The organism is Flavobacterium sp. NKUCC04_CG (assembly GCF_019345525.1).
GTDB lineage: Bacteria > Bacteroidota > Bacteroidia > Flavobacteriales > Flavobacteriaceae > Flavobacterium.
This window is the reverse complement of the sequence record NZ_JAHKRA010000022.1, coordinates 41,375-58,991: the sequence shown is the minus strand read 5'-3', so window position 1 is coordinate 58,991 and position 17,617 is coordinate 41,375. Positions and strand designations below refer to the sequence as shown.

The 17,617-nt window shown below is 37.6% G+C and carries 13 protein-coding genes; 8 read left to right on the top strand and 5 right to left on the bottom strand.

The features are described from left to right. Positions 1-881: 881 nt before the first annotated feature. Positions 882-1,598, bottom strand: coding sequence for a glycerophosphodiester phosphodiesterase family protein (locus KO524_RS13955; protein ID WP_255555272.1), 717 nt, complete (start codon positions 1,596-1,598; stop codon positions 882-884). A gap of 300 nt (positions 1,599-1,898) precedes the next feature. On the opposite strand from KO524_RS13955, the gene KO524_RS13950 reads away from it, so the two are divergent. The 8 genes from KO524_RS13950 (at position 1,899) to KO524_RS13915 (ending at position 12,285) form a co-directional block, all read left to right on the top strand. Further along, on the top strand, positions 1,899-5,093 hold the full coding sequence (locus KO524_RS13950) for a TonB-dependent receptor (RefSeq protein ID WP_219294847.1): 3,195 nt from the start codon (positions 1,899-1,901) through the stop codon (positions 5,091-5,093). 734 nt (positions 5,094-5,827) lie between these two features. After that, entirely contained in the window at positions 5,828-6,634 is an 807-nt protein-coding gene (locus KO524_RS13945) for a hypothetical protein (protein ID WP_219294846.1), read from the top strand. Positions 6,635-6,685: 51 nt separating this feature from the next. Beyond that, complete coding sequence (locus KO524_RS13940; protein ID WP_219294845.1) at positions 6,686-7,120, top strand: hypothetical protein; 435 nt, start codon at positions 6,686-6,688, stop codon at positions 7,118-7,120. Positions 7,121-7,230: 110 nt separating this feature from the next. After that, entirely contained in the window at positions 7,231-7,710 is a 480-nt protein-coding gene (locus KO524_RS13935; protein ID WP_219294844.1) for a protease complex subunit PrcB family protein, read from the top strand. Between the two features lie 60 nt (positions 7,711-7,770). Next, on the top strand, positions 7,771-8,283 hold the full coding sequence (locus tag KO524_RS13930; protein WP_219294843.1) for a hypothetical protein: 513 nt from the start codon (positions 7,771-7,773) through the stop codon (positions 8,281-8,283). A gap of 18 nt (positions 8,284-8,301) precedes the next feature. Next, positions 8,302-8,730, top strand: a complete 429-nt coding sequence (locus tag KO524_RS13925) for a hypothetical protein (RefSeq protein ID WP_219294842.1) — start codon at positions 8,302-8,304, stop codon at positions 8,728-8,730. Positions 8,731-8,836: 106 nt separating this feature from the next. Next, positions 8,837-9,265, top strand: a complete 429-nt coding sequence (locus tag KO524_RS13920; protein ID WP_219294841.1) for a hypothetical protein — start codon at positions 8,837-8,839, stop codon at positions 9,263-9,265. Next, on the top strand, positions 9,262-12,285 hold the full coding sequence (locus KO524_RS13915) for a S8 family serine peptidase (protein ID WP_219294840.1): 3,024 nt from the start codon (positions 9,262-9,264) through the stop codon (positions 12,283-12,285). Before KO524_RS13920 ends, KO524_RS13915 begins: the two co-directional genes overlap by 4 nt. 165 nt (positions 12,286-12,450) lie before the next feature. On the opposite strand, the gene rimO is transcribed toward KO524_RS13915, so the two are convergent. The 4 genes from rimO to KO524_RS13895 form a co-directional block, all read right to left on the bottom strand. Further along, entirely contained in the window at positions 12,451-13,764 is a 1,314-nt protein-coding gene (gene rimO, locus KO524_RS13910) for a 30S ribosomal protein S12 methylthiotransferase RimO (RefSeq protein ID WP_219294839.1), read from the bottom strand. A gap of 213 nt (positions 13,765-13,977) precedes the next feature. Continuing rightward, on the bottom strand, positions 13,978-14,886 hold the full coding sequence (locus tag KO524_RS13905; RefSeq protein ID WP_219294838.1) for a hypothetical protein: 909 nt from the start codon (positions 14,884-14,886) through the stop codon (positions 13,978-13,980). A 112-nt stretch (positions 14,887-14,998) separates the two neighbouring features. Beyond that, positions 14,999-16,537 (bottom strand): OmpP1/FadL family transporter, encoded by a 1,539-nt coding sequence (locus tag KO524_RS13900; protein ID WP_219294837.1) that lies wholly within the window; start codon positions 16,535-16,537, stop codon positions 14,999-15,001. A gap of 86 nt (positions 16,538-16,623) precedes the next feature. Further along, positions 16,624-17,577 carry a hypothetical protein gene (locus tag KO524_RS13895; RefSeq protein WP_219294836.1) on the bottom strand — a complete coding sequence of 318 codons (954 nt, stop codon included), beginning with the start codon at positions 17,575-17,577 and terminating at the stop codon, positions 16,624-16,626. Between the last annotated feature and the right edge of the window lie 40 nt (positions 17,578-17,617).

Sequence of the window (17,617 nt, the reverse complement as noted above, 5' to 3'; positions counted from 1 at the left end):
TTGATTATCGAAATTTAAACATTTTCCACGAATCTAATCCCGTAGGGATGAAATGATTATAGAATTGATTGCCGATGATTAAACGTTTCCACAATCCCGTAGGGATGAAATAATTATAGAAATGATTATCGAAATTTAAACATTTTCCACGAATCCAATCCCATAGGGATGAAATGATTATAGAATTGATTGCCGATGATTAAACATTTTCCACAATCCCGTAGGGATGAAATAATTGTAGAAGATTAAACATTTTCCACAATCCCGTAAGGATGAAATAATTGTAGAAGATTAAACGTTTCCACAATCCCATAGGGATGAAATGATTATAGAATTGATTGCCGATGATTAAACGTTTCCACAATCTCGTAGGGATGAAATAATTATAGAATTGATTATCGAAATTTAAACATTTTCCACGAATCTAATCCCGTAGGGATGAAATGATTATAGAATTGATTGCCGATGATTAAACGTTTCCACAATCCCGTAGGGATGAAATGATTGTAGAAGATTAAACGTTTCCGCAATCCCTTAGGGATGAGGTGATTATGGAATTGATTGCCGATGATTAAACGTTTCCACAATCCCGTAGGGATGAAATAATTGTAGAAGATTAAACATTTTCCACAATCCGGTAGGGATGAAATGATTATAGAATTGATTGCCGATGATTAAACGTTTCCACAATTCCGTAGGGATGAAATAATTGTAGAAGATTAAACGTTTCCACAATTCCGTAGGGATGAAATAATTATAGAAGATTAAACGTTTCCACCAATCCCGTAGGGATGAAATAATTATAGAATTATTATATATGTATAGAAAAAAAACCCGAAAAAAAGAGGTTTTTTCGGGTCAAAATCCAGGAGTGGATTTTTTTATTTTTTAAGTATTACGCGATCTGGATAATCAGTAATAATACCATCAACTCCTAATTCGATAAGTCTATTGATGTCTGATATTTCATTTATTGTCCAAGGATATATTTTAAATCCGGCATCGTGAATCTCTTTAACGGTATCGGTCCACATAAACTTATAATAAGGATTGATTGCTGTAGCATGAATCTTCTTTCCAAATTCAATGGCTTTAGCCGGAGCTTCCGCGGTGAGTACAGCTATAGACGCTGGATTGGGTTGTTGCGAAAAGATTTCAAGCTCGTTCCAACGGAAGCTTGAGATAATAAAATCGGCATTGGACCATCCTTTTTTCTTAAAATCAGCAATAACCTTATAAGCTTCTAATGCGGTATTGGATCCTTTGAGTTCGATGTTTAAAGCGACCTTGCGGTCTATGCGTTTAATCACTTCTTGAAGAGTAGGGATTTTGTATTTCCCTTCTACTTTGAATTTCATTAATTCGTCATAAGTAAAATCCTCGATTTTGCCTGTTCCATTGGTAACTCGGTCTAAGGTTTCGTCGTGAAACACCATCAGTTCACCACTTTTTATTTTATAGACATCGATTTCAATCATATCGACTTGAAGTTCTATAGCTTTATCGATAGACTCCAAGGTGTTTTCTGCCACATGACCTTTCGCGCCACGATGGCCGATAACGAGAATTTTTTGAGCCTGCATAGTTGATGTAATCATAGTAAAAAGCAATAGGCTAGTAAAAATAAGTTTTATTCGCATAACAAGATAAAATTTAGTGATTATAAAGAGCAAAGGAAGCGAATGTATGTGTTTTAGAGCTTAAGTTCTTGTTAGACTTTCGTTAAGTATCTGCAATTGTTTTTGGTGTTATCTAGTTGCGTTTATGTTGTAATTTACACGTTTATAGGGGTTAAGTAAAAATGGAGTACTAAATATTATTTAAACGTTTCATCATTTTAAAAGCATCTTGTGGTAATGTTGCGACAGTAGTTTTGTCAAAACTTTAACAACTACAAAATGAAAACAAAATTACAACTCCTAGTTCTTGGATGGTGTTTATTGGGGTCTTTAGCGGTATTTGCTCAGACAACTCAGGCCTCTATCTACGGAATCGTGTTGGATCAAAATGCCATTCAACAAGGGATAGAGGTGGTGTTGAAAAATGAATCAACGGGATTTACTACTCGGACAAAAACCAACAACAATGGAGAATATCTTTTTAAGGAGCTTCCTTTAGGAGGCCCATATGTGATAACGGTATTAAATAAAGAAGGCAATGAGGTTAAGAAATCGGGTTATACCTTAAATCAGGGAGATTCGTCTTTTGTGGATATCGATCTTAACCCGAATGAAACCGAATTAGACGCTATAGTAATAGAGGGGACGAGTTTAAAAAACAAAAGAGAATTTTTGGGTGCTGCTACGGCAATTTCGGAGCGTTCTATTCAGAGATTACCTGTTAATGGTAGGAATTTTGCTACTTTAACCGATTTATCTCCTTTGTCAAAAGGCGGTTCTATAGGAGGGCAATTGGGTTCATCAACGAATTTTACGATTGATGGTATGTCTGCAAAGAATCCGACTTCGGCCGGATCAACTACGAGTAGAAGTGGAGCGCCTTATTCGATATCGATGGAAGCCGTTAGAGAGTTTAAAGTAATTACCAATCAATATGATGTTACTTTGGGTAGAAGTGGTGGAGGAACGGTAAGTGCTGTAACCAAATCGGGTACTAATCAATTTTCTGCGTCGGCTTTTACCTATGCTAGAGCCGATTGGTTGTCTAGTCCGTATGATATTCGCGGAAATAAAAGAACGGCGGATTATTCCACTTATCAATATGGACTGTCCTTAAGCGGACCAATTATCAAAGATAAGTTACATTACTTTTTTGCTTGGGATCATCAATTGGATTCGCGTTCCTTGGTTATTGCAGATATTCAATCGCCGGCAGATGAAGACCGATTTAATATTACCAAAAGCACTTTAGACCAATTTGTGTCTATTGCTCGAAATAAATATGGCGTTTCGAATAAACCTCAATATGGAACCTTTGATAAAAAGCGTAACTCTGATGCGGCTTTTTTAAGGTTGGATTGGCAGATTAATGAAAACAACTTATTGACGGTAAGGAATAACTTTACCTATGATAACAACCCATTGGGACTAGCAGATAATACGACGATTAATCTTTATGAGTCTTATGGTAATGATAAAAATAAAGACAACAGTTTCTTAGCTACCTTAAGAAGTACTTTAAATCCGAAAATGACCAACGAATTAAAAGTACAACACTTGTATGTTTACCAAGAGAGTAGTCCTGGTGATGATTTACCGTCCAACAACATACCAAGAGCTATAGTTGAAAATATTGTATCTAATATTGATGGGTCGAATCGCTCGACAAATATTCAAATTGGGGGACATCGTTTTGCTCAAGAGGGGTTTAGGAATAATGTGTTTCAGATTGTAGATAATCTATATTACAATACGGACAAGATAAAATATACTTTTGGGGTGGATTTGATGAATACGGGTTCCAAGTCGGTTTATGGTAGTGAAGTAAATGGACGTTTCCACTTTAGAGAAGATACGACAACAGGTAAAACAGCTATGGAGAACTTTGAGTCGTTTATTCCATACCGTTATTATAGAGAGGTTCCCTTAAAGGATGATTTAACGGTAAATGGAAACATTTTGAATGTGGGTGTCTATGGGCAAATGCAATTTAAAGTGGGTAAGGGTATGGATATGACGGCTGGACTGCGTATGGATTATGCGCATTATCCAACGGCCGAATTCAACCAACTGGTGTACGACGAATTGGGCTTGCGTACCGATAACAAATTTAAGTCGTTTATCGTTCAACCGCGTTTGCAATTCAATTGGGATATCAATGAAAACAAAACGGATTTTATCCGAATTGGTGCGGGAATTTTTGGATCGGACATCAACAACTATGCTTTGATTAATAATTTGACTTTTGACGGTAATCACTTGGCTACAGTTGACGTAAGGGGAGCCGATGTGCCAACGCCTGATTTTTTAGGATACCGTTCGGGTGATGTTTCGGCACCGAGTTTAGAGAAAAACCAATTGGTCACCATTAACATGACGGGTAAAGATGCGAAAGTTCCGGTAGTGTATAAAGCGAATTTATCCTACACGCATTTTTTCAACAGTCAGTTTCGAATAGGTATTGCGGGATACGCCACCTTAACTAGAAATAACTATACCTATTTAGACCGAAATATGGTGAATGATCCTTTTTTTACTTTAAAAAACGAAGATAACAGAGGGGTATTTGTACCGTTAAATAGCATGCCGGCCAACGGTGCTGGTGATTGGCAAAAAGGGCGTATCAGCGATAAGTTGGGGCGTGTATTGGAATTGACAAGCGACGGGAAAATCAATCAATTTGCCTTTGTGGTCGATGCCAATTACAATTATTTTAAAGACGGTGAAATCTCGGCTAGTTATACTTGGAACAGCACCAAAGACAACACTTCTTATAATGGAAACGTGGCAAACACAGCTACTTTGGTACAAACGGTTAAGGACGATCCTAGAGACTTGTCGAACATGACCTATTCCGACAATCACTTTAGACATAAAGTAGTGGTTTATGGAACCTTGCCAACCTTCTATGGAGTACAAGTTGGTTTCCGTTTTTCTGGTATTGCAGGTACGCGATACAGCCTACTTTCGGGCGGAAATACCAATGCTGATTTTGTTTCGGGATCAAATGACTTAGCTTTTATCTTTGACCGTAATGATCCGAATGTACCTCAAAATGTACGTGACGGTTTACAAGCGATTATGGATAATCCGGAAGTGAGCCAAAGTATGAAGGATTATATCAATAAATACAGTGGTAAAATGGCTGAGCGTAACGGTGGAATTAATAAGTTCTACAGCATAATCGATTTGCGAATCAGTAAAAAAATAAAATTATACGGCAAGCATAATTTCGAAATTTCAGCTGACATCTTTAATTTTGCGAACTTATTGAATAAAGAATGGGGAACCAATGAAACATTGGGAAGCCAAGCGTTATATGCATTGGGGATTCCTGCGGCTAATGGGCAAGCAGCTAAGCCTGCTTTTGATGCGGCCAAACAAGAATTCAACTACCGTGTTAATACTAAGGGAACTCCGGTACCTACTGGAAACCCATACCAAATACAAGTGGGAATGCGATACAGTTTTTAATCGTAATAAGATAACAAGAGCAAGAGGCTGTCCCAAAAGGACAGCCTCTTTTTGTTTTATCAAAACGCCTTGTTGTAGGGGAGGCTTAATTGGGTTTAATCATTTCGTCCTAGGTTGATAAAAACCTGTCGCATCGAAGGCACAAAAGCGCGGCTGTTTTTTTGTTAAAAATGTATTTTTTCTTTTTTTTATCAAATATTTTTTTAATTTTTAACTCATAAAAAGCTGAATTGATGTTCTTTATGTGTTTTTTAGAGTAAAATTGGAGAACGAGATTTTAGCGGTTAGTAATTGTAATTAAAAACTAAATCTGATGAAGCCAAGATCAAAAATACCAGACTTTTAAACGGCTGCTTATATAACGTAGCTTAGCGGATTGTTATTTAACAATCCTAGGGAAGTAATTAAGGAGGCGCTTCCCTACAATATCGAAACAAAACTTCAACTTTTCGGTAATAAATAAACTTCACGTATAACTCTAAGTACAGTTGAGATTTTGTTGTATAAATGCCTTTAATAATCAAGGTGTATTTGCAAAAACTTCTAGCATTTTTATGCTTTGCAAAATCGGATCTCAAGGGAGTGGAGGGGGTGTCATAACCACGGATAAAAAAACTATTCCTTTTCGAATTATAAAAAATCATAACCAGTTAGTCGCTGCTAAAAAGGGGTTTGTTGCAACAACCGCTATTTAGTATAGCGACGGTATGGCAACGAATTTAAAACAACAGAAAATGAGAAAATTAATTGTATTGGCAGGACTATTCCTGGTGGGAGTGGCATGCAACAGTGATGATAGTAAAACAGAAAAACCTTATGAGCCGCGAGAAGTGGAGATGGAAACGATTGCTCAGGGAGATTATTTTGGTACTTCAGGAGAAAGGGAATTTCGTGTAATACGAGAGCAAAGCGAATGGAGTGATTTACTGGATAACAGCCATATTCGTTCATATATCTCCAATCCTTTACACTTTGTACTAGATTTTACACAATTTGAAATTGTGGTGGTTTCAGATATAGAAAAACTACCTGGAGGAAGTAGTATTGATATGGTACATATTATAGAGCACGAACATAATGTAATTGTAAAGGTCGATGGTTTAATAAGAGGAAATGAAGCTTTGCGGAAAAACCAACCTTTTCATATCGTTAAAATCCCCAAGCTCTCAAAACCGATTGTTTTTGAATCGGTGGAATCGAATCTGACAGATTTGAAGTTTAAAGAAATTTGGAACCTGCGAGAGTTTTCACCGGGATTGGCTCCTTACCATTATTACGAAGTGGGGGACATCAGATGGATTTTTACTGAAAACAATCAGGTATATACAGAAGTGAACCATCAGTCGTCGGATTATCATTATAAAATCCCGATGAATGAGACCGGCAATTACACTTATACTATTCAGGGAGATAGCCTCTTTTTAAATAGTCAACTTTATCAATACAAAGTAATGGGAGATACTTTAATCGTCCATTGGGATGTGCCAGCAGATGGAGTTGAATTGATTTTTTTGCGAGAAAGAGCTTTAGTGAACTTCTAAATCTAAAATTTTTTATAGAAAATAAAAGACAAACTCATAAAATGAAACGAAATGAAAAAACTAATTGTATTGGCAGGACTATTCCTGGTGGGAGTGGCCTGTAGTAGTAACGACAACATACCGATAACCGTTGACGATAATCCAATAAACCAGCAGCCGGTTGAAAGAAGGTGTGGTTGTGAGAATAGAGATGTAGTAACTTCAGAAGGAGTTTTAATTAGGACGGTTCATTATCCTAACATTGAGAATAGACTACCAGAACATACCTATTCGATTATAATTCGGATTGGAAGCACAATGATAATAAAATACTTTGTATGTAAAGATGACGCAATTGAAAAGAAATTCCCATCCATAGAGTTTGGTGATGAAATTCCGGTGCGGTTCTCGGGGCAATTTATAGATTTGTGTGATGATGAGGTTGTCACGAGTCCTGCTGTACATATATATTATTTTATTAAACTCGATAATATAGAAGCGATATGAAAAAGAATGTATCAATGATGATACTGATGTTCTTTCCGCTATTGTCTTTGATGCGATTTAAAGTTTAACCTAAAAACGAAACATAGTAAAAAAAATTAAAAACATATAAAATGAAAAAACTCATAGTATTTGCATGGCTATTCCTGGTGGGAGTTGCCTGCAGCAGTGATGATAACAAAATCGAAAAACCTTTTGAGCCGCGACAACTCGAAATGGAAACCATTTTACAAGGAAATGATTGTCGTCATTATGATATAAGTACTGAAAGAACATTTATTGTATGGGAAGATAGGGATTCTTGGGAACTATTTAAAATAGATTTCAACCGTTTTATTCCTGATTTTGAAGCCACTATTTTAAATGAGTGGGTTGTAGATTTTAATTCAGAAATGGTTATCGTGGTTCTTGATCAGCAAAGATTATATGGAGGGTATAGTATAGATGTTGTCCATGTAGAAGAAGACGTGCTTAACGTTGTGGTTAATATAGATCAAGTGTTAAAAGGAGGGATAAATGCCGTTTTAACACGTCCGTATCACATCGTTAAAATCCCAAAACTCGGAAAACCCGTTGTTTTTGAGGAGTTGTAAAATTTAAAACCACTAAAAAAATGTTTATAGAAAATAAATTACAAATTAAAATTATAGAAAATGAAAAAACTCATAGTATTGGTATGGCTATTCCTGGTGGGAGTGGCATGCAGCAGTGATGATAACAAAATAGAAAATTATTTTGAGCCGCGAGAATTGGAGATGGAGACCATTTTGATAGGTACTGATACCGATGATTTAAGGCTTATTAGAAGGGAAAATCGAGTAATCAATGATTTACATTCATGGCAAGTATTTGTAAATGAATTTACTAATGGAGGTCTTTATGTTGATAACGAGATGAATTACAATCCTTTTGTAGATGTTTTGGAAAATGCAATAATAGATTTTGAAACCGAAACCGTACTAGCCGTTGTTGATAATATAGGAGGAGGGAATACTACTATAGATATAGTAGTAGTAACGGAACACGACGACCAAGTTGTCGTAAATATTGATCGCCTGTATTATGGAATTGCAACGGTTATTTCACAGGCTTATCATATAGTGAAAGTTCCAAAAATTAACAAACCCACCGTTTTTATGGAGTTATTTGATATACATTTTAGATAAAATTTAATTTTAAAAATTATGAAAAAACTAATTGTATTGGCAGGACTATTCCTGGTGGGAGTTGCCTGCAGCAGTAACGACAACATACAGATAGCCGTTGACGATAATCCAATAAACCAGCAGCCAGTTGAAAGAAGGTGTGGTTGTGAGAATAGAGGTGAAGTTAGTAGTGAAGCTATTATAATAAGAGTTGCGTTGGATAGTTTGAATACGGTGCCGGAGCATACATATTCGATTATAATTCGGAGGGGAGGTACAATGGTAGTAACATACTTTGTATGTAATGATGATTTGATTGAAAAGAAATTTCCATCCTTAGAGTTTGGTGATGAAATTCCGGTGCGGTTCTCGGGGCAATATATTGATTTGTGTGATGATGAATACTTTGTTTATCCTACTATGTATGTTTATTATTTCATTAAACTCGATAATATAGAAGCGATATGAAAAAGAATGTATCAATGATACTGATGTTCTTTCTGCTATTGTCTTTGATGCGATTTAAAGTTTAACCTAAAACGAAACATAGTAAAAAAAATTAAAAACATATAAAATGAAAAAACTCATAGTATTCGCATGGCTATTCCTGGTGGGAGTTGCCTGCAGCAGTAACGACAACATACCGATAATCTTTGACGATAATCCAATAAACCAGCAGCCGGTTGAAAGAAGGTGTGGTTGTGAGAATAGAGGTGAAATAAGCACTGATGGAATCTTAATTAGAACGGTACAATATCCTGATAATCCGAATAGAGCGCCAGATCATACCTATTTGATTATACTTGGGATAGACAGTGTACCGAGATACTTTGTCTGTAATGATGATTTGATCGATAAGAAATTTCCATTTTTAGACGAGGGTACTGAAATTCCTGTACGGTTTTCGGGGCAATATATTAATTTGTGCGAAGATCAAGGCTTTTTTTACCCCGCTATTTATGCTTATTTTTTTATTAAACTCGATAATATAGAAGCGATATGAAAAAGAATGTATCAATGATACTTATACTGTTTTGGTCTTTGTATTTTTTTGGGCAAGAAAAGGTCAGTTATGAATCTAAAATAGGGCTTATTGAATTCGAAGTTTCCAAGGATAAGTATTATTTTGAATTTTCTAACGGAAAAAAGATAAAAAATCTGATCGAGGATTCGGTTCTAATATCTGAAAGTCAAGCTGTGGGAAGTATTTCTAATTTGGAGACCAATGCCTTTCTTTTTAATAAGATTAGCCCTGTATTGATTTACGAAGGAGATTCTGAACTGATAGCTAGAGACGAAATTATTGTAAAAACAAAAATGCCGGAGCAAATAGTTGATTTATTTAAGCAACGGAACCTGAGCGTAATTTTTGAAAAAAATCCATGGGAAGCGGATTTGTACTTAGTGAAATGCCCTGTGATGCCAGTACAACAATTTTTTAATCTAGTTTCTAATCTCAATAAAACAGCAGTTGTGGAATATGCCGAGCCCAATTTTATCGTTTTTTTAGAACGAACGACGAATGATCCATTATTTGATCAGCAATGGGGTTTGAAAAATACTGGACAGTTTGGTGGAATTGCAGGAAACGATATTAATGTTCAACCTGCGTGGAGTCTATCAACCGGGCAAGGCATTAAAGTAGCCGTCTTAGATGATGGGGTTGATATTAGTCATCGTGATTTGGCTCAGAATATATTGCCGGGTTATGATGTATTTGGAATTACTGATGGCGTATCAAATGCCAATGATTCACACGGTACTAGTTGTGCGGGAATAATTGCTGGAGTAACTCATAATGAAATAGGAATTGCAGGAATTGCTTATGATGCGAAGATAATACCTATACGTATAGCTTACGCATTGCCAAATGATGATTGGTACACGGAAATTTTAAAGATGGTAGATGGTATCAACGTTGCTAGAATTCGAGGTGCGGATGTATTGAGTAATTCTTGGGCGCAGAGGATACCAAGTGTAGCACTTGAAGAAGCTATAACCAATGCTTTAAATTTAGGGCGCGATGGTAAGGGCTGTGTTGTGGTTTTTGCTACCGGTAATAATAACGGGAGTGTAAGGTATCCCGCAAACAGTAATACTCGAATCTTGGTTGTAGGGGCGATGAGCCCTTGCGGAGAAAGAAAAAGTCCAAACTCTTGTGATAATGACATCGACTGGGGAAGTAATTTTGGGGATGCTTTAGATGTGGTTGCTCCGGGTGTGCTCATTCCTACAACGATAAATAATAATAGTTACTCATTAGATTTTAGGGGTACTTCGGCGGCAGCTCCCCATGTCGCCGGAGTCGCTGCTTTGGTTTTATCCGTAGCTCCCGAATTAACTGGGCAACAACTGCGAGACATCATAGAGAGTACGGCCAAAAAAGTGAGCCCGGATTTCCATACCTATCATTATACGCCCACAGCCGGTCGAAACAACGGCGACTGGAACAACGAAATGGGTTATGGATTGGTAGATGCGTATCAGGCGGTTTTAAAAGCGCAACAATATTTAAAACCCGATTTTCATATCCGCAATTCCCTAGTAGATACAGGTCTGGAACCCGATTCGTTTTCCATGAATGAAGATTTATACCAAAGTCCCGATATCTGGGTGCGCCTAAGAGACGACGGGCAATCAGAACACCAAAATCCGGAATACCGCCGCAGAAACAGGAATTATGTTTATGTGCGGGTTAAGAATATCGGCGACAAAACCTCTACGGTCAAAGATTCCCTGCGTTTGCATTGGGCAAAAGCATCAACAGCTTTAACATTTCCGCGTTCTTGGGATGGTAGTTTTCAGATAAACAACATCCCTATGGGAGGGGTGATAGGAACTGCGCCTATACCGATTTTAGAACCGGGAGCCACAGCCGTAGTAAAATTTCCGTGGAGTGTACCCGATCCGAATGATTACAAATCGATTACACCAAACAATAACGATCCGTGGCATTTTTGCCTGTTGGGTAGAGTGCTTTCTGAAGACGACCCGATGACTTTTGTCGAAAAAGCAGACTTGATAACCAATGTGCGCAACAACAATAATATTGCTTGGAAAAACCTTAGTATAGTTGAGGTTGAAGACAACAAGCCGTATGGAGTATATGTATTAGTAGGGAATCCCAACGACCGCATTGAAAATTATCTTTTAGAATTTAAGGCGCCCGGAACAACGGAAAACGAATTGCTTAAAAAAGCCGAAATTAGAGCGACCTTAAGCCCGGAATTATATGGAGCTTGGGTACGTGGAGGAATGCAGGGACCCGGAGTTAAACGAGATAAACAAGAAAACACGTTGCTCCTTGTAGAACCGAACGCCCGTTTGGAAAACCTTAAGTTAGCTCCCCAAGAATACGGTACAGTCCATCTGAGTTTTAATTTTTTGACCAAAGAATTGCACGCCAACCACGAATTCGCTTCTGCACCACCTGCAGAAGAGGAATACCTATTTAATGTGGCCCAAAAGTATATGCAAGACGAACTTCTTTTGGGAGGGGAAAGCTATCTCATTCGCAAAAAACGACCTAATCCGTTTTATGCCGATGCAGGCTTGGATCGTGAAGTACATCAGGGAGAAACGGTTCATCTGCAGGCAAGCGATATTGGAGAACCCGCCACCTACAATTGGTATAATACCGATGGAGAATGGGTTTATAGCGGTAAAAATTACAGTTTGAGTTTGGAACAAAACCAAAAAATACAATTGGAAGTGATTGCCGCCGATGGCTTTAAAGATTACGATGAGGTAGAACTCAAGTTAAAACCAAATTATTTAGAGCGTATAGTGCCCAATCCCGCTTCGGAATCGGTACATATTTATTACCACATTACACAAGCTCAACAGGCATATATCAGTATAGTACCTATGTATGCTGTGGTCGGAAACGAGGTGAATTATCCGATAGCCATAGGAGATGCTTCCGTTAACATCGATTTGACATCGTTTGAAAGCGGCTTGTATAAAGTCAGTTTATATGTGAATCAGCGTTTGGTCGATTCAAAAAACTTATTGGTTGAATAAACGGGCTTTGATGTTTAATAAGTCGCTAGTTTGCCTTTGCAAAAAAAAACAGTCGCGGTCTTTTTTAGAAATTAGAAAGCCTAGGGGCTAAGAACAAAGGAGAAATATAAAAAGGCTGTCTCTAGAGACAGCCTTTTGTTTTTTGTACGAATTACTAGTTGATGACTACAGCGCAGGTGTGCCGTATAAATCGAACTCCGTAGCTTCGTCTATGTATATGTTTACAAACTCACCTACTTTGACATAGTGTTTGGTTGCATCGATTAAAACTTCGTTATCTACATCAGGGCTATCAAACTCCGAACGACCTACAAAGTGGTTACCCTCTTTACGATCGATGATGCATTTAAAGGTTTTTCCGATTTTTTCTTGATTTAATTCCCAAGAAATCTGCGATTGAATTTCCATGATTTCATTAGCGCGATTTTGTTTTACATCTGCAGGAACATCATCTTCTAAGTTATAAGCATGAGTGTTTTCTTCATGGGAATAGGCAAAACAGCCCAAACGCTCAAAACGCATCTCTTGAACCCAATCCTTAAGGATTTGGAAATCTTCTTCGGTTTCACCCGGATATCCTACAATCAACGTAGTTCGAATCGTCATTCCAGGAACAGCAGTTCTAAAGTCTTTTAATAATTGAGTCGTTTTTGCTTGAGTCGTTCCACGACGCATCGATTTCAAGATATTGTCTGAAATGTGTTGCAAGGGAATATCCAAGTAATTACAAATTTTAGGTTCTCTTTTCATCAAATCTAAAACGTCCATTGGAAACCCAGTTGGGAAGGCATAATGAAGACGAATCCATTCAATACCCTCAACCTTAATTAAGTTTTCGAGTAATTCCGCTAGATTTCTCTTTTTGTATAAATCCAATCCGTAGTAAGTCAGATCTTGAGCGATAAGAATTAATTCTTTAACACCGTCTCTGGCCAAACCTTCGGCTTCTTTTACTAATTTTTCAATGGATTGCGAAACGTGTTTACCACGCATAATCGGAATCGCACAAAAACTACAAGGACGATCACAGCCCTCAGCAATTTTTAAATAGGCATAATTCTTAGGAGTCGTAGTCATACGCTCTCCCAATAATTCATGTTTGTAATCTGCGCCCAGTGCTTTTAGTAACAACGGTAAATCCGTGGTACCAAAATACTGATCCACATTGGGAATTTCGGCTTCTAAGTCCGGTTTATAACGTTCAGAAAGACAGCCAGTAACAAAAATCTTGTCCACAAGTCCTTTTTCTTTCTTTTCAACGTATTCCAAAATGGTGTTTACCGATTCCGCCTTGGCGTTATTGATAAAACCACAGGTGTTGATTACGATAATGTTTCCCTCATCTTGAGTGGCTTCGTGTGTGACTTCTTTACCACTCGCTCTCAACTGTCCCATCAACACTTCACTGTCGTAAACGTTTTTGGAACACCCTAAGGTGATGACATTAATCTTATTTTTCTTTAAAGTTTTGGTTCTCATGGATTTAAAAATTGGTGTGCAAAAATACGATTTTTTTAGCTAGAAACGAGCTGCTTTGACTAAATTATAAAATTCCATTTTTAAAGCGGACAAATCAGGTCGCAATTACAGGGTTTGCTATATGTAAAAAGGATTGATAAATGGTTGTTTATAAAAAAAATCAGCCTAAATCCACTGTGATAAAGGCTGATTTTTCAATGTTTTGTATAATACTTAAATTCTAAAAATACCTCCAAAAGCAATCACGCGCTCTAAAAAGAAAAAGTCTTGAGAAGCTTTGTCGCTTCTGCTATCTGTAGTTCTTATATTGTTCATGTTGATATAACCTCCTTTTAATTCTGCTTGTACAAAGAAGTATTTTAAGAAAGTGATGTTCAGTCCTGCTTTAGCAGACAATCCAAATCCAGCGACGTTAAATTCGTCGTAGCGTTCTTTGTTTAATAATTGTGTATTGGTCTTTGGGAAGATAATTCCACCTCCAACACCCTCGGTAATGTTGATTTGAATTTTGTCGGTATTGTTTATTCTAAATAGTTTAGAGATATCATCTACACGGCTGATTTCTGTATTGATGTAATTTAATCCATCGGTATGCTCAAAAGTAAGAAAGTCTTCTGTTAATTGAATTTCGTTATTCGCTAGATGGCTTGGGTGTTCATCATAACCGCCTTTGTTGGGGTAATAGCCCGTATAATCAACCACCTGATTTTGTCTCATCACATATTTCATATGGTCTAATCCAATGGATACATTGTATTTGTCTGTAATAAAATACCCAATTCTCAAATTAGTCTGTGGAATAGTCATTCGCGCAGGATTGATATAGTCGATGTGCCAACCTTTGGGTTTGTCGTCTGCCGCTACATTTTCTAAGGTAAAATCGTAATCATTTCCTCTGAAATGAATGTCCGACTTACTAAAACTGCCTCGGTTTCCTCCCCAGAAAATATAAAATTTTCCTTTGTTATGTGCTGTGTATCGTGCTGGAGATACTTCAAATGAATCTAGAGCGTCAACAGCTTTTGAGTTATTGATGTTTTGCATCGGCACCGTTTCTTGTGCAGAGCTACTCAGTGTCCATAAAGACAGGGAAATAGCAACTAATTTGAAAAAATACTTCATAATAATTGTATTTATTGAATAGTAAATAAATGATCGGCAAAGATACAAAAAAAAATCCCTTAAGCTCCAATTTGAGTTAAGGGATTTTTTAAATGCCTATATGCTTAAATCATTAAAAGTTAAGGCTGTATGTTAGTCCGATATTGTTGTCTGTGGTTTTAATACGCGCCATGTCGTTCATGCCGGAGCTCATCAAACTCGTAGAATACGGTCTGCTGGTGTGTACATAGGCCAAATCCAAGCGTGAGCCTCCGAAATCATAACCGATTCCTCCAGAAAAACTGTTTAAATCGCCGATAACTTTAGTGTCTTTATAAGGGCTTTCTTCAAAGCGATATCCTCCTCGAATACTGAATTGTTTGATGCGGTATTCGGCACCTACTCGGTATTCGTTGGTTGAAGACAGGTTGTTTTTTAAGTCGGCATTGTTGTATGCGAAGGCATCTTCGGGTTTAAATTTGGTTTTGCTATAGTCCTTACGGGTATAATCAAAACTGATTAATCCCTGTTGTCCAAAGATATAAGCGATACTTCCCGTGTAAATAGATGGGGTCTGTACCTTGTGTTCTTTATAAATATTGATGGTATTTGGATCGACTACATAATTAGCGGTTTCTAATTTATTGTTTTCATTGGTAATAAGTGTTTCTGTACGCAAGAATTGAGCGAGCTCGTCGTTTAAGCGATACCATGTTGGAGATTCGTAAGCCAGTCCCAAACGAAGATTGTCGGTGACCTTGGCTAAAGCTCCAATATTAAAAGAGAATCCGTTTCCGTAAGTATATAGTTCGTTTTGGAAAACGATTCGTTGAACACCTTCATTGCTCGAATTGATACTTCGCTCTTCGACAGTGGTTAATTTGGTGTAATCTGTAAAGTGTAAATTCAGATTGGTACCTACGTAAAAACGCTCGCCGATTTGGGTAGAAAAGTTGGCGCTCAATTTTCCATTAAAACCTGAACTCGAAATAAGACTGTTTTGAATCAGTTGACCTGCTCCTACGTTAGAAACATAAGTACCGTCTTTGTCTTGTTCAAATAAACGTCCATGAAATCCTAAAAGTGCTTGTTGGTATCCAATGCCGTACTCACCTAAATATTGGTATAAACCCGGAATGGTTTCGCCTTTTTCAAGTTGTAAATATTCTATGGGAATAGGGTTGCCGTTATTGCTGTAATTGGCGTGGTCAACAAAGTAATTGGCTATGCTGTTGTTATTGATGCCTCTTGTATGGATGTTGTTGTTGAAATTGGCGGTGTTTTCATAGTTTACGCCAATAACAAATTTTTTCATAAGGCCTTCGGCATTGGAGTTGTTAAAAACAAATGCAGCGCCCATCTGCCCAAAGTCTAGACCGTTGTAACGGTCAGACGACTCGGAGCCCATATAAGAGGATCGGTTCTTTTTATTGGTAGAATACAACGAAAAAGCCGCAGTATTATAATTAAAAAGAGCACTTCCTGCAGGGTTTATTTTGGTGGATGATAAATCACCACCCACAGCGCCAAAGGCACCGCTCATCGCTTTAAAGCGAGCGGTACCGTTGAAGTCGTTTTGAGTGTATCTAAGCGCGTCAGCGGCTGTGTTTTCTTGCGCTTGAAGCGCAGAAACAAGGCACAAGGCAGAAACTAAACTAAGGTATTTTTTCATAAATCTATTTTATGGTTTGTCTAAGAAAATTTGATATTACTGTTAGTAATATACAACGATTGGTTTTAAACTTACATTATTTTTTATTAACGTCTTCCACTGGAAGATGTACGACTGCTACTTCCAGACGAACTTCTAGAAGGTGATGAATAACTTGAGTTGGATCTAGAAGGCGTACTGTAGTTGCTTCTTGAAGTACTGTTTATACTTCTTTGTGAGTTGACTCTGTCGCTGTTGTTGTACGTTCTTGTAGAGCTGTTGTTAAAGCTGTTTCTGGAGCTCGATTGTATCGTTCTGTTGCTGTTGTTGGTAGCTCTATTAGTGCTGTTGATTCTATTAGTGCTGTTTATATCGCGTCTGTTAGCGCTGTTGATGGTTCTGTTAGTGCTGTTGATGGTTCTGTTAGAGCTTTGTTGTAGCGAACGGCCTCTTTGGTAGCTATCCCTTCCGCTATAATTAACGCTTCTTCCGCTGGTACGGTAACCGTTTGATTGAGAAACATATCTCGGACGGTAGTTGTTGTAGTAGTAGGGTCTATAGTGTGATCCGTAATAAGGATAACCTCCCCATCCGTAACCGCCGTACCAAGGATTGTAATAGCTACCGCCCCATCCCCAATTAAAGCCAATTCCAACATTCCAACCGCTTCCCCAATAAGAAGGGTAATAGGAATTGTAAAATCCGCCGCCGTAATAAGGGCTGTAATAACCGTTGTTGTAAACATTAACTTGTACGCCGTCTGTTTCGTCACCCCAGCCGCCGTAACCAACAGCATCGGTGTTTTGTGTGTTGTATTCGTTAATGTCGGTAAAAACAGTAACATTGTTATCGAGGCTGTTAAGGTAATTGGTGTAATAACCTTCTTGTGAAGATGCTGTAGTGTAAGTGTTGGACTGTGCTGTTCTGTTAGAATTGTAAACACCATCCGTGTCGGCATAGGACGCGTTTTGGTAAGATCCACAAGAAACCAATACACTGCTTATTAATCCAATAATTCCATAAAAGGACAATTTTCGTGGTATTAAATGGGTAGTTTTCATATCGTGTCGTTTTTTTATTGTTGGGCAAACAAAATTAGTT